At 53.4% G+C, this 15,100-nt stretch carries 8 protein-coding genes; 1 reads left to right on the top strand and 7 read right to left on the bottom strand.

Annotation, left to right across the window (positions count from 1 at the left end):
- On the top strand, positions 1-882 hold the full coding sequence (gene rfbA / locus PP4_RS20045) for a glucose-1-phosphate thymidylyltransferase RfbA (protein WP_016500990.1): 882 nt from the start codon (positions 1-3) through the stop codon (positions 880-882).
- Between the two features lie 78 nt (positions 883-960).
- Here the strand turns inward: rfbA and PP4_RS20040 are convergent, their stop codons facing one another.
- From PP4_RS20040 to PP4_RS20010, 7 genes are all read right to left on the bottom strand, one after another.
- Positions 961-2,166, bottom strand: coding sequence for an acyltransferase family protein (locus PP4_RS20040; RefSeq protein ID WP_172488776.1), 1,206 nt, complete (start codon positions 2,164-2,166; stop codon positions 961-963).
- A 70-nt stretch (positions 2,167-2,236) separates the two neighbouring features.
- Positions 2,237-3,526 carry a glycosyltransferase family 4 protein gene (locus tag PP4_RS20035; protein WP_016500988.1) on the bottom strand — a complete coding sequence of 430 codons (1,290 nt, stop codon included), beginning with the start codon at positions 3,524-3,526 and terminating at the stop codon, positions 2,237-2,239.
- Positions 3,523-4,770 (bottom strand): glycosyltransferase family 4 protein, encoded by a 1,248-nt coding sequence (locus PP4_RS20030; RefSeq protein ID WP_016500987.1) that lies wholly within the window; start codon positions 4,768-4,770, stop codon positions 3,523-3,525. The genes PP4_RS20035 and PP4_RS20030 overlap by 4 nt, the downstream gene beginning before the upstream one ends.
- Complete coding sequence (locus tag PP4_RS20025) at positions 4,767-6,506, bottom strand: hypothetical protein (protein WP_041167834.1); 1,740 nt, start codon at positions 6,504-6,506, stop codon at positions 4,767-4,769. The genes PP4_RS20030 and PP4_RS20025 overlap by 4 nt, the downstream gene beginning before the upstream one ends.
- 43 nt (positions 6,507-6,549) lie before the next feature.
- A complete protein-coding gene (locus PP4_RS20020; protein WP_016500985.1) occupies positions 6,550-6,993 on the bottom strand; it encodes a hypothetical protein in 444 nt (147 codons plus the stop codon).
- Between the two features lie 20 nt (positions 6,994-7,013).
- Positions 7,014-8,711: a DUF6270 domain-containing protein gene (locus PP4_RS20015; RefSeq protein ID WP_041167833.1), complete on the bottom strand. Its 1,698-nt coding sequence runs from the start codon at positions 8,709-8,711 to the stop codon at positions 7,014-7,016.
- A gap of 7 nt (positions 8,712-8,718) precedes the next feature.
- Positions 8,719-15,093, bottom strand: a complete 6,375-nt coding sequence (locus PP4_RS20010; RefSeq protein WP_016500983.1) for a glycosyltransferase family protein — start codon at positions 15,091-15,093, stop codon at positions 8,719-8,721.
- Positions 15,094-15,100 lie beyond the last annotated feature (7 nt).

Here is a 15,100-nt window from a genome sequence, read left to right as displayed (position 1 = left end):
ATGAACCGTAAAGGCATCATTCTGGCGGGCGGGTCGGGTACCCGCCTGCACCCGGCGACCCTGGCAATTTCCAAGCAGCTGCTGCCGGTGTACGACAAACCGATGATCTACTACCCGCTGACCACGCTGATGCTGGCGGGCATCCAGGACATCCTGATCATCTCCACCCCACAAGACACCCCACGCTTCGAGCAACTGCTCGGCGATGGCCACCAGTGGGGCATCAACATCACCTATGCCGTACAAGCCTCCCCGGACGGCCTGGCACAGGCGTTCCTGATTGGTGAAGACTTCATCGGCAACGACCTGTCGGCGCTGGTGCTGGGCGACAACATCTACTACGGCCATGACTTCCAGCAGCTGCTGCGCAACGCCATGGACCGCGACGACGGCGCCAGCGTGTTCGCCTACCACGTGCACGACCCAGAGCGTTATGGCGTGGTCGAGTTCGATGACACGGGCAAGGCCATCAGCCTGGAAGAAAAGCCCGCCAAGCCGAAGTCCAGCTATGCCGTGACCGGGCTGTATTTCTACGACAAGGACGTGGTCGAGATTGCCAAGGGCATCAAGCCGTCTCCCCGTGGCGAGCTGGAGATTACCGATTTGAACCGGGTGTACCTGGAGCAGAACCGGCTGTCGGTGGAGATCATGGGGCGCGGGTATGCCTGGCTGGATACCGGCACGCATGATTCGTTGCTGGAGGCGAGTGGGTATATCGCTACGATCGAGCGCCGGCAGGGGCTGAAGGTGGCTTGCCCGGAAGAGGTGGCGTTCAGGCAGGGGTGGATTGGGGCAGAGCAGCTGTTGAAGCTGGCTGAGCCGTTGGCCAAGAATGGGTATGGGCAGTATTTGAAGCGGTTGGTGGGGGATAGGGTTTATTGAGGCGGTAAGACAGCAATCTTCGCTTATCCATAAAAAGACGGTGAAGATCGAGTTGCACACTCGTCTTCACCGTCTTTTTCATGCTTGCGCCGGCTGTTGCTGATTGCCTTCAGCTTTGGCAGCTTTCTCTTTCGTGCCGAGTAGAAGTGAGGAGAACTTGTTTGCCAAGGTAATGGCGGGCAAATCAACCTTCAAATGGAAGAAGTAGGAAGCGATAAGGGTGAGGATGAGTGTTGTGCTCAATGTCATTATCATGGCAGGAAAACTCATGCCAAAATGTTTTGTGAAGAACTGAGCGACCACGACCAGAATGAAGGTGTGAAGCAGGTAAAGAGAAAATGACAGCTTACCTAGCCACTTCATTGGTGCGCTATCCAGAACAGCAAATGTCCGCTGAGCGTTCAGGACGCTGAGTAAAATAACGAGGCCTCCGAGCGCAGGCATGATCAATAGCCAGGAAGGCTGGTAGCCCGTTATGGCGGACAGTGCCCGGGTTATAGTGTTAAGCATTTCATAGGAGGCGCTTGCAGAGTGAAAACCGGCCAAATACAGCCCGATGAGCAGGCCGGCCATGCAAATTACCGTCCTTTTGATACTGGGCTTTTCCTCATTGAATCGAAAGGTTATTAACATCGAGCCTAGAAAGAAAAGCGATGTATACATCGCCGTCTTGTTGGTTGATGCGGACAACACAAGGAATGCGAGGATGCAAAAAAGGCGATAGACGAACGCATTTCCTCCAAACAGCGCGAAGGCCGCAAAGATGGCGAATGATCCGATGAGTTCTATCTGGATGGTCCAGAGTACATAGTTATAGCGGCTGTCTCCCAACGCCAGCGCGCCATAAATGGCGTCTCTTATAGCTCCGTCCCATGTGGCATTGAATAGATAGGGGGTTGAAAGTACTGGAATAGGGCTGACCTTTGGTGCCTCATAAATTCCAAGCTTCATCAGTGCACATCCGATTAGAACGGACGCTGCGACAGGAACGCCCAGGCGAATATAGCGTTTCAACGATGCTTTGCGAATAGAGTTAACCACGTCGGCGTGTCTTGAGATACTGTAGGTAAGTACTAAGCCGCTCAAGATGAAGAACACGGACACAGAGAACCCGCCACGGTAAAAAAAAGAGAATGGGCTATCAAACCATTCTATGCCGTCGAGGGGGCGGCCCTTGGTGCGTTCACCCAGATGCATTGCTGGGTAGTACCAGAACAACGCATGGGAAAAAATCACAATCACGGCCGCAATGCCGCGAATCCCATCCAGCTTGGACAGACTCATTTTCTGAAGCCCGCTTGTCATTTTCTTATTTCAATCCTGTGAGATGGCAATCGGTGAGATACCCTGGCGGTTAGTTCAGGGACGATACCTTTGCTGGCTTCTCAGTAGTGGCCAGCAGGTGGTTGTGTTCGGTGGAGATTCCCAGTCGTGCGCGTGATGAGTGGGCAATGTATTTAGGAGAAATCTGCAGCACGTCCAGGGCCATTCTTTTTTTGATTGCTGTGCGCGAGTACTGCTGCACGAATTCAAGGCGTGATATCTTCTGCAGTGCCAAGCCTTGTAGTGCCTCAATTGCGGCATCAACATCGCATGGCGGAAACAATGCCACATTTTTAATTCTTTTTTGCGCGAATCGACTTGCGTAGCCCGACAGTCCACCCCAGATGGGCTTGTCAGTGGCGGCATACTCGAAAAGCTTGGAGGGAAGTACGCGGCGGAAGGCCTTGAGGTTATTCAGGTGAAGAAACAAAACATCAGCTTGATGATAAACACGTAATAATTTATCGCGCTTCATTGGCGGCGATATGCGCACGTTCTCTACCTCAGCGCGTGCAAGCGCCTTTCTCAAGCTCTCCAGAGCGCTCCCGGCCCCTATCAGATGAAAATCGACTTTGTCATTCAGGCGCTTGGCCAGTTCTGGAAGAATTTGATCTAACCCTTGGCCAGTTCCAATATTGCCCGCATACACCACTTGCAGCCGCTCAGAGCGTGTCTGGAGCGCTGGCAGCTGGGGCGCCTGCGGGTGGTTGATGAATAGTTCATCCACACCATTGGTATAGAGCGTGAACTCACGTCCAGGATAGCGGGTATTGAAGTAAGGCAGGAAGCCCGGAGAGATCAGGTTGACCCTCGTTGCTTGCTTGATGGTCCACCGCTCTATTCGAGAGAAAATGGATGCCGATAATTGGCCCCAACGTGAGGGCAGCAGCTCGCGCAACGTATCGACCAAGATGTCGCGAATGTCGAGATAGAGCCCACATCCGTTTCGTTTCGCGATCAGGGCACCAAGAGATGCTGTCATCAATCGCGATGAAGTGGCAAAAACGAGGTCGTACTTCTTCTTGCGAGTAATCTTCAACGCATTAAAGGCAAAGCTGGCAAACGCCAGTGCTTGGTCCCTGATACCACTGCGGTGTGCAGGCACATCTATCCGTCTGATTGTCAGGAGTGGTGAGCGTTCAATGCTCACGGCGTTGGCTGTGAAGGAGTGATACCGGTTAGGTTGAGTGGTAACTACCTCAATGTCGACGTGATCGCCAAGTTCGGTACGAAGCGCGTTGACAAGCGCCTCAGCACGAAACGAGCCCGCAGAAAGGTCCGGTGGGTAGTAAAAACTCAGCAGGAGGATCCGTGTGGTCATGATCTTGCCTGCAGCGCTAATGAGTCCGAAGAAAGAACCTTTTTATACAAATCAGTCAGCCGCGCCTCCTGCTCCTCCCAATTCAAAGTGGCAGCAGTCGAACGCGCATTTTCTGCATAAGCCTCACGCAAACTGCCATCAGAAACCAATACGTTCAGGGCGTGTGCTAGGCTCGTCGGATCATTGGCGGGAACGAGTACGCCAACATCATTCTTTCGCACAATACGACGGATTTCCGGAAAGTCCGTCGCCACAACGGGTAGCCCGGCAATCAGATATTCGAACAGTTTGTTCGAGTCGGTGGTGTAGTGATTGAGGCAGGTGTTCTCAATGGGTTGCACACCGATATCCGCTGAGGCCGTGTAGCTCGGGAGCTCTGCCAGCGGTACTGTGGGGATGATGCGTACCCGGTCTTGCAGTTCGAGTTCTTCAATGATCTGACTCAGGCTGTGGGCCAGGCGCCCCCCACCAATGAGCACGAAATAAGCGTCTGGAACGTTCCCTGCGGTACGAATGAGCTTCTCAAGACCACGACCCTGCTGCAGGCCACCTTGATAAACAATGATTGGCCATTGCTCAGTGAGGCCAAGCTCTTCACGAATCCGATTTGTGCGTCCGCAGCGCGTTAACCGGGGCCGGTTCTGCAGCACTGTCGGGCGTGTGACTTGATAAGCCCGGGCAAAGTACTTGGCGCGGGCATCTGTGGTCGTGATAGTGCCATCCGCTCTGGGCATAAGTCGCTTCTCGACCATACCCACCAATTTGCGAAAACTATCGTAGCCTTCACGGCTGGTGCTGATCTCATGAGCGTCGTAAATCAGGCGGGCACGGCTCATACGGGAGGCCAGCCAGGCAGTTGGCAACGTATTTACATCGTGCGAGTGCACCACGTTTGCGCGAAAACGGACCATGTGCGCCAGCAGCGTTGTGTGAGTCCAGGCGCGGGCGACCAGACGCAACAGTTGATGCTTGAAACCTAGCTTGCCAATGGGCCCTTGGCTTCTGCTGGTGCTGGGGGCTGGAGCAGAAGCGATTTTGCGTTTGCGCAATCGCCAGAGCGGGCTACGCGCCACGCGGAAGACTTCAATTCCACCCTCCAGGCGCTCTTGTTGCCGTGTGACGCCGGGCGTGTGCAAGGCAAAGACGCGAACTTGGTATCCTGCGCTCTGTAACGTCTGGGCTTCTTTGAGCACTCGGGCATCATTAAGAAACTCGTTCCATACGATCATGGCGATTTTTTTCACTGAACGAACTCCTGCTGAATATCCAGGGCTTTATCCTCTGTATTGGCGGCGAGAATGTCGTCCAGCAACCTCAGTGCGGCTGGATAATCCTTCCTAAGCAAGAGTCTCTCAAAGCTATACATGAACGCTGATAACACGACGTGGTGGGTAGGCGTGTTTTGCAAGCTAGGGCGATGAGTGCGTGCAGCTTCAACTGCCTTGCAAAGGCGCTCTTTTTCTCCGATAGGCCAATTACTACCGGCAGCTTCAATGCGCCAACTGCTCCAATGGCTCAGTTTATACTTCTGTGAGGCAGAAATGAGCAAAGATTCTGACGTAATGTCCAATGACACGATCTGTCGTGGTAAGTTGCGGAGTTTTTCAATAATCAAATCGAAAGATTCAAGCAAGCGATCAACCTTATCTGCTTCCTCCGGAGTCGAGCACACGAACCGTAGAGGTTCAATAAATCTCTTATCCAGTCGTTGCTCTAAGTAAGGGCGAGTACGGCTGAAGCGTATTAGCAATTCGTGCGCCGGTTCGCAGCGAAGAAGCTGCTCATTGATCGCTACGACGCCATCGCCAATTTGGCGTCTGATCAGCTTCTTGTGGCCATCTAGACGGAAGAGATGACAGTCGACGCCGTGCAGTAGGTGATGCCCGACCCACTCGATTGAAGGCAAATGCGGCTGGTGCTCGAATAGTAGCCGTTCCTGTTTCGCGAGCGTCGCAATGTTGTTGCCAAATAGCTTGGCCAAGTATTCTTTAGGTTCATGGTGTTCCATCACAGTGATATGGAATGCGTAAACATCAACGGCATCAATTTGGTGCCAGCTGATTTGCAGTCCCTCTGCCGTTTTGATCCCCGCTTGCTCCATTAAACTTTTTATCCAAGCTTCACGACTGGGTGGACTAAGCAGGCTCTCAAGTTCTTGATTGGTCTGCCGCTGTTCGAGCAAGGGTTGGGACTGGAAGAACATCGCATTGATCTGTCGATGTTGCATACGCAGACTAATAATGTCTAGTACCATGCTGGTCAGGCGCTGCAAGGCCTGGCGCAGGACCAGTACAGCAATGACGGCATGGAAAATACGTTGGTGTGGAAAGTACAAAAAGTCGGCAACGAGGCAAAAAAAACTGAGCAAGAAACCAGTGGCTGAAAGCGAATTGAGAATGTTGCTATGGTGCTGTTGAAACTGAGATTGAGCTTTGAAACTGAAATTATACAGGGTGATGCATAATGATGTGGCAAGTACGGTGTAGCTAAATACAACGATAAGCAGTTTCGGATATATGATCAGTAGTGTAATGGTGCTTATAATAAAGAAAGTCGCCGCTGCCATGGCACGATTGAATCTGGAGTACGCATGGGTTGCAACTTTTTCCTGGTTCTCGAACATGTTCAGCTTCGCACTGCGAAGCAGTAATGTGCGCGCACCTTTACGACAGCAGTATGCAATAAGAAGTTCACTAAGCAGATAGAGCACATAGCATGTCGCTGCGGCCACGCTAAGTGATACTATTAAATGATTTTTCCTCAGCGCTTGAAGTGCGCTGGGGAAATAGCTAGGTATTTTTTCCGAGCCTAATAAAATTATGACTTTCAAAGGTAGGAAAAAGGCGAGCAGTAGAAATATCTGGCTCGCCAAGGTCGTGAGCTGCACTGTAAAAGTCGTGATGGGCACAACCCGCAAGAGCTTGGTGCCTACCGAGAGGCACCAGCCCAGCGTCGATCTAATGTGATGCTGAAGCTTCATCTGGGGATGATTCTTTCAATAGTGTTAATCGACGCTGGTTGAATCATTTTTCTTGCCAGTAGATAGTTGCGACAGTCGCGACGTTATCTTCGCCATTGACTGTTGTATAGATGCCACCGATCACAGGTAGGTCCTTTTTGTAGTATTGGACTTTGAACTGGCTGCTGTCGCTGCTGATGACCTTGCGGGTGAAGCCTGCATTTTGCAATTGCATGTAGACATCATTTTCCGCCAGCTTGTCGGCGGTGGAGTAGCTGTATTCGTGCATGCTCAGTTTTCCTGCGCTGTTAGGTTTGGCGTAGGATTTCAAATGCTCTGCATTCAGCTGCAAAATTGAGCCGTCAGCAAGGTTCAGTTCGGCTTTCGCCTGTGCAGGTTGTACTGCCTCTGTTGCTTGGGTAGCCACTTTAGTCTCAGTGGAGTTCTGATCGCAGCCGGAAATGGCGAGGGCGAGCAGCGACAGCAGGGCAGCGGTTTTGATTTTCATGTTCCGTTTATTCCTTTGGATCAATTCATGATTCGTGCAAGTAGTTGCTTGGCAACTGTTTTATAGTAAGTACTGTCATAATGATAGGGTGTGAATACCCATTTATGATCACCACCGGCAACCAGCCCGGCTTCCAGGCCGCCAATTTGTTCGACGGCTGTCGAGGAGTCCTCGAGTGTAGCAAGCATGGGGTCAATGACCGAGTTATTCAGCTCAATCAGACGCTCAAATTCACCACCCTTGAAGCTTTCAACTGCATTTCCATTTTTGTAACTTTCAGCCCAAGTTGCTTTGTGAACGAAAATGTTTGGGCAGATGGAGGCAACTCGGTCCAGGAACGCTGGCAGAGCCCACTCCCGAAGTTGCTGAACTTCCGGGCTCCAAGGGCGTTTGATTTCATGCTCGATGCCTTTACGCTCAAGAGCTTTCAGCAGGGGGCCGCTGGCAGACATGAGGGAGTTCTGGTGCTGTACGATGCCGATTCGCTCGTCAATGAAATCAATCATGACGATATCTGGTCGAGACTGTTCAAGTAGTTGCCAGTGAGACTTCATCTTGTCCAGTTGTGAGCATGAACCTTCGAAGGACGATGCATCAATTGCTACTCTAGGATCGGTACACGGCGGAGCCATCCATGAAATTACAGAAGTTCGTGCCATATAGAAGCAGACTTCAAAGTTGCTCAGGGCTCCCTTTTGGAAGTCAAACAAATCTCGGGTGGCCGGTGATCCGAGAATTGCAACGCGTATCTTTTCTTTAAGCGGACCTGCAGGGTTAGGTCGAACAGCGGTACGTTCGAGCCGTGCCTTTCTAGCCATGAGAGCATCAAGGTTGGCGTTAGGCTGCTCTGCGCCTTTATTCAGCTCTACCTTGATCTGGTTACGCACGTTCCCAAGCTTTTCGAGATACTTGTGTGGCATGCCAATAGGGGACTGCTTCAAGAGAGCCGAAAGGAAGTCAAGGCGCTGCTGGCTTAGGCCGAAGTTACGTAAGTGGGACTCTTTTAGGCCAGTTGTTTTGCTTGTGTCACCTAGTATGCGTGCGCGAGCACCGAAGAAGTAAGAGTCGCTCAGCGGATGCTTGGTGTACGTATAAAGCGGCTGCATAGATTTCAGCAAAATATGCTTGGCTTGTATTTTTTGCCGCTTTAGCGTTTCAACCACCATGTGATGAGCATACTGGGTAATGCTTCGGGTCTTGATACCGCGAGTTTTATCGACCAAAGTCAGAGCAAGTGCCAATGTGTCGTAAGTTACGGCACGATAGCAGTCATCGGATGGCAGGAATTCAAGGCCGTTGTGAAGCGAAATCAACAGCATATCTTCAGCATGTTCTTTCGAGCGTGCATGCTGCTGGATCGTAGCGATTACATCTTGATGAATGCAGTCATCGTCATCAATTCTTGATGTGAGCACAATGTCCTCACGTGTTTCAGCCAAGAGTTTGCTAACTTCTTTGTTTGTTAGCGAGTAATCACTGACTTTGAGCGTCCTGGCATTCAGTCCCGATGAGCTGATCGCAGCTTCGAGGCGTGATTGATGCAACACAGGAAGAGCTTCATCAATAAAGATCGTCCATTCAAATTCTCTACTGCGTTGGTTAGCGAGGGACGGGAAGACTGTATTGGTGAAGATCTCCAGCCGATACGACAACCACAGTTCATCCTTGATTCCGATGCCGAAGTTGGTGAAAACGTAATGTTTCAAAGACTTGCTCATATCTACTTCAAACGTCTCGGAATGTGTTCAGTTCAAGGGCGGCCATCTTTCTCCAGTCACTTTGTCCGCGAACGCGTTCTGCAGCTTGGCGCGACAAAGTGGAGAAAAGCGCTTGATCCAGGTACATGCGTTCAAGGGCCTCGGCCAGTTGTATGGCGCTTTCCGGTTCGACGACAAACCCACTTTCCTCGTCCACGAATTCCGGAATTGCTGCCACACCGGTAGTGACAGGGACAAGACCGGAGGCCATGGCTTCGTCTCGCGATACGCCTTGGGTATCCATACGGCTCGGGCACAGGAATATCCCGTGCTCCTTGTGCAGTGCGGCGATTTCCCCATGGTTGAGGAAGCCACGCTCGATGTGCACGTTTGAGTAAGAGCGCAGTGGTGCAAGAGTTTCTTCAAACAGTGGCCCGTCTCCGACGAGACGGAACGTCATGTCATTGAACCACGGTTTTTCAGCCAAAAGCTCAATAGCTTTGACGGTCAAATCATTGGCGTAGGTCCGCGAGGTGTACGGTCGGATAGATAATACCTTTTTACGCTGCTCAGGTGCTTTCTGAACGAAGCTGAAATTTTCAGTATTAATCGGGTTGTGAATAATCTCGTACTGGTCTTCCGGCAGGCGGAAGCCAAGGTCCTCCATGACCTCTTCTGCAAAGTAGCGGGACACGAATACCAGTTTCAGGTTCTTGTGCATCGACTGGAGAATCCCGCGCCAGAATGTCATGCGTTTTTCGCTAGCAAGCTTGCCCAGGTGCAGCTGTTCATCGGTGCTGAAATTGTATTCGCGACGCCACCATGGTTGAATTTCAGCACCGTGCACCCACACGGTAATTTGGGTAGTGTTCAGGTACGGGCGCAGCACGTTCCACATATTCTCGTCCAGGAAGTGAACGAGAATCGACTTGTAGCGGTTTTTCTCAAGCATTTTTGCCAAGGTAGAGCGGCAGCCGGTCACCACGTCGATGTTTTGGAATTCGTGGTAGCTGACGGTCTCATTGTCGCGCAGGCGGAATACATCTACATCGACGCCTTGTTGCTGATACGCCGACACACGACTATGCACAAACTTGTTGCGGTACAGGTCTGCGTAAGCCGGATAGTGGTTGGTCAGCAGCAAGTGGTCGCCGCGGCCCATCATTTCCGAAGGCTGCAGGTTGCGATGGCCGAGTACCAATGCTTTCAGCTCTGTGCTGCCCGCTGCGTAGGCACGTAGACCGAAGCGAATGTAGGCCGTTTCTGGTGGTACATCAGCAGTCTGGTTACGGTTGGCATACTGCATGACGTGGCTGATTCGCTGCTTGTCCGCATCCAGGAACAATACAACCAGTTGCAGGTTCAGGCCCGGGGTGCAGTCGAGGAACAGTTTCAGTTTACCGTCAACGCAGCCGAGTTCTTCAACGCTGCTTTCCTGCTTCGCGTAGATGTACTCGTGCTTGCCGTCTGCGAGCTTGGAATACACGCGCCAATTATCACCATCAACCGTGAGTTCGAGGAATTTGTTGCGGGCGACGCCGAACATTTCGGCCAAGCCGCGGCCGCTGATTTCAGGCGCATCACGACTCACTTCCAGCGGTGCGATGGACTGCGCGCGAGCCTGCAACTCGTCGATTGTCATGCCGAGGTTTAACTCAAGGTCGTTGACCTTGGCGCGGATGCGTTCATGGTGCACAGCGCCGCCTTCGCAGTAGTTGAACGGGTCGATAGCTACGGCTCGGGCATGAGTGTACTGCAGCGATGGCAGGTTCTTCAGCCAGCTCAGTAGAGGCTGGGCGGCAACGATCTCAGTTGCAACTAGCGATCGGCGGGCTTTCAGCGTCTGGGTTGGGCGATAGGCCTGCTCGTTCGACAGCAATTCGGCATTCTGGCCCTTACAGGTGAAGTGGGCGGCCTTGCCGACGACTTGTGCAAGGCTATAACGGGTTGCCAATGCCAGGTCGAGCAAGTAATTCGGGCCGTAGTAGTCGCCAGGCACAAATGCAGCGACCCAGGGTGTATTACCTACCAGCTCACCCAGTGAGGTTTTTTTCAGCTGGGCTGGCTTAAGCACCAGAATGCGAGGGTCGTCGCTCACGATGCTGCTCTGGTAGGCATCGCTGATGATGACCATGCGTACTTGGGTGTAAGACTGACGGTCCAGATGAGCGCGCAGCATGTCGAATTGCTGTCGGTCCTGAGCCTCAGCGACAACGACGATCTCCGGCAATCGCTGGGCTTTGGCTGTACCGGTAACTTTGCTCATCACGTATTCAAGGCGCTGGGTGTAGGTGTGTTCCTGCATTACCTTACGCAGGGCAGCCAGCCGCAGCTTGTCGCTGTTCAGTGGGTCTTCGGCCAGCAGTTGCAGGCGGCGCAACATCTCTTCGCCGTTGTCGGTGGTGACCACCAAGTCGCCGAACAGCAGGCGTACACCGCGGGAGAAGTTGCTGACGGTCAGGGTGTTGCAGCCAAGCAACTCGAACACGCGACGGGCAAACATCGATTGCGACTGCTTGATTGAGTTCAGGTTGATCGCGTAGCGGTAGCCCTTGTACGCCGTGTCGATTTTCTCGAAGGGCAGAGTGCCGACGATGTACGGCTGGTACTCTTCCGGGAACTGATAGTTGACGTCGTTTTTGCCGAAGTTGCGGTCGAAGATTTCCAGTGGCCGGAACTTCGGCAGCTCGCACACAAAGTTGCCCAAGTCGCGGGTCCGCTCCGGGTAACGGGCATAGTAGGCACCGGCAAAGCAGAAGGCGTCTTTGCGCTCGTACAGTTCGAGCGGGTTATGCAGCGCAGGCTGGCAGGCGAACGGCAGTAGGTACACACGGTCGTGGCCGAGTGCGCCTTTATAGCGGTGAATGCAGTCAATATCAGTGGTGAACACGTGATCGAACTGCTTGGCGGTGGTCAGGAAGGTTTCGAAGTGAACCGGGTCCTCCTTGTTCCAGAACACGGTCGGCACTTTGTTCTGACGGCACCAGGCCAAAATGTCCTGCAACTCCTGACCATTGTGGCCAACTTTGCTGCCCCACAGGTCATCCTTGCCGCGCCAAGCCGACTCGATAAACAGCAGTTCCGGGCCAAAGCCTTCGATTTCAGCTTTCCAGTTAGCGGGCGTCAGCGGCTGAAGGTCGCATTCATAGCGGTAGGAGCCGAAGGTAAACTCATCCATGACGCAGGCCACTTTCAGACGGCTGACGGGCTGGTCGGGCTGACGCAGCAGGGTCGTGCGGGCCTGCTGGCTAGTTGGTAGGGCGGCTGGCAGCTTGAGGTAGTTTTCATCCTGAACGACAGGCGCTGGCGGCAGCAGTGCCTTTAGCGGTTCGTTGGAAAGCAGTTTTTGCTCATTTTGCTGGCGTTGTTGGTTGGCCTTACGATACAAGCGCAGCAGACGTACAGGCAGCTTGACCAAGCCGCCCAGAGAGCTAGCACTGTTCTTGATCTGGTAGCCCAGCTGATACGTCATGCTTGCTCTGGTCTTGACCAAGCGCTGCTCGGCAAGGTGACGCTGAGTATTGGCGCGTTCCAGATTCGCGTTCAACTCGTCGATCTTGCGCTGCTGAGCGGCACTGCGTTCCAGCAACTGATTAAGATTGGCCTTGAGGTGGGGGATCTGCTCGCCTGTCACGGTGCGATATTTCATGTTCGCAGCGCCGAGGCCTGCCTTGGACGAGTTGAGCTCGTTTTCAAGTTGCAGGCGCAATGCTTGCCATTGCTCATTGGTGGCGGCAAGGCTCGCTTCAGCTGCTTGACGGCTGGTGCTTTCTAGCGTCAATTGCTCCTCAAGAGCGTCCTTGGCCTCATTAAGGGATGTAATTGCCTCTGCCTGTTCAGCTTTTGCAGCCTCTGCCTCGGTGTTAGCCAGGATCAGTGCTTGAAGCTGTTCTTCGAGGCCACTGCGATGTTCGACTAGCGAATTGATGGTGTTGACCTGTGCAGCGTGCTCACGCTCGCTGCGGGCGTAAGCTTCGCCCATTTCCTGCAACTGGCTTTCCAGTTCGGATTGGCGGTTTTGCAACGCGGAGATGGTATCGTCCTGTGCAGCTTGGTTCTGCAGGCTCTGGGTCTGCAGTTTGTTCATGGCTTGCCGGTGGTCTTTCAGCTCAGCTTCCAGCTCGGCTTGGCGTGTTTTCAACAGAGCGATAATTTCAGCCTGAGCGGCATTAGCCCGCTGGCTTTGAGCCTGCAATTCCTTCATATACTCCAATTCGCTTTCCATTTCGGCTTCGAGTTCAGCCTGGCGCGTGCGCAGCGCCGCGTTGATATTGGTCTGGTCGTCAATAACTTGTTGGCTTTGTGACAGCAAGGTGCTCGATTGCTTCGCTTGGCTTTCCAGCTCAGCTTCAAGCTCTGCCTGACGTCCGTGGAGGGCAGCAATATTTTCGACATGCATGTCGTTGGTTGTTTGCGCTTGTAAGTGGGCATCGCAAAGCTCTTGGAGCTGGCGCTCCAAGGCATGATGCTGTACTTGTAATACTGCTAGGTTGGCGGCTTCTTGGGTCGCCAGCTCTTCTGCAACTGCTCGCTGCTGGGTTGTTGCACGCAATTGCTCTTCAGTCGCCTGATGCAGCTGTTGCAATGACTCCAGTTCTCTCTCTCGCTGACCCAGCGCCGAGCTCAGTTGGTTGATGCGTTCTGCTTGGGTATCGGTCTTCTGCTGCGATTGCTGAAGCTGCGCTTGAGTCGACTGCAGTTGCTCTGCGGCAGAGCGTTGCACACTCTGCAGGTTTTCCAGCTCTTTGGAGCGTTGGCTAAGTGTCGAGCTCAGCTGGTCAATACGACCTGCTTGCTCACCGCAATTTTGCTGCGATTGCTGCAACTGCGCCGTGGTGGCCTGTAACTGCTCCTCAGCCAAGCGATGCGACTGCTGCAGCACTTCCAGTGCTTCGTCACGCGCACTGAGCGTTGTGCTCAGCTGGTCGATGCGGCCTGCCTTGGCCTGACTGTTTTGCTGAGCTTGTTTCAATTCAGCTTGCGTCGCCAACAGCTGCTCTTCGAGCGTCAGTTGGTTGCCTACCGCCAGTCGCAGGTCTTCGTTCAACTCTGCATTGCGCTGGGCTTGTTTGCCAAGTTCCTGATTGGCAGCGTCAAGTTCATCGTAGGCCTGAGCGTGCTGGGCCTGTAACTCCTTGAGTCGGTGTTCTGCTTCAGCAAGGCTTTGCTGGCGAGCTTTTTCGAGTGCCGCAAACTGTTGCTCAAGCTGGGAGTACTGTTCAGAGGCGGTAAGGCACCGCTCGTTGGCTTCCCCTAGTTGAGATCTTAATGCGTCGAGTTCGCTGCTTAGCTCCTGAACATTACGAACACTGGCTTCCAAGGATTCCTTGGTCGACTGTTCAAGGGCAACAAACTCCGCTTGACGCTGTTGAACCTGGAGAGCGAGCGCCTCAGCTTTTTGTGCTTCAGGTTTCAGCAATGCGATCTGTTCAGTGGCCGCGCGGTACTTTTTGTTCGCTTCATCCAGCCGCTGGCGGATTTCCTCAAGTTCTTGTACTCGTTGCGCTTTGGCCTCGAGAATTTCACGGTTCGACTTCTGCAGGTTCGCGATGTCGGCATCGCGTGTCTGCAGTTGCTTGGACAGCGCTTCAGCCTTTTGCGCCTCCGGCTTGAGCTGGGCAATCTGCTCTGTGGCGGTGCGATATTTCTTGTTCGCTTCGTCCAGCCGCTTGCCGATGGCGCCAAGATTTCCACGCAACGTGCGTTCAATCGACTCAAACGCCTTTTCCAGTTCACGCACCCGCTCGACAGTCAGCGAGTCGATGGTCCCCGGCTTATGCGCCTCGCTCTTCACAGCAACAATGCCCAGCCACTTGCCAAGCATCTTCACTTCGATGATCTGCAAGTGCTCCGCCAGCAGGCGGAACGGTTCCATCAGGTAGAACGTGTGCTTGTGGTCAATGAAGTCATTGACCCCGAACGGTACGGTGATCACCAGTCGGCCACCCTGCTTTAGCAGGTCGTAGGCCTTTTCGACGAACAACTCCGGGCGTACCAGGTGTTCGAGCACTTCGCTGATGACAACGGTGTCCGGCTCAACCTCGAGCGTATCCAGCGCGAGGAAGTCTGAATTTATATACGTGACGTTCTGCTGGATGTGGGCAGGTTCGGCAGACAGGTAACCCTTGGCCTCTTCGATGGCCTGCGGGCTGGTGTCCACACCGGTGACCTGGCAACCCTCACGCGCCAGCAGCAGGGGCACGATACCCTGCGAGCAGCCCACATCCAGGATCCGGCGCCCTTTGACTTGGGCGCAGATCCAGTGGATGCGGGACTGCGTTTCGCGCATGAACTGATCCCCCAGCTTGCCGTAATAGGCTTCCATCACGCGGTCATGAATATCGGCCAAAGGTGATGGCAGCTCTGTGTTCACGGTAGGTTTCTCAAGCGTGGGGTTGTTCATGCGGTTG

The sequence above is a fragment of the Pseudomonas putida NBRC 14164 genome (genome assembly GCF_000412675.1).
In the GTDB taxonomy this organism is placed as follows: domain Bacteria; phylum Pseudomonadota; class Gammaproteobacteria; order Pseudomonadales; family Pseudomonadaceae; genus Aquipseudomonas; species Aquipseudomonas putida.
The sequence above is the reverse complement of the archived record's forward strand: the minus strand, read 5'-3'. Positions and strand labels throughout refer to the sequence as shown.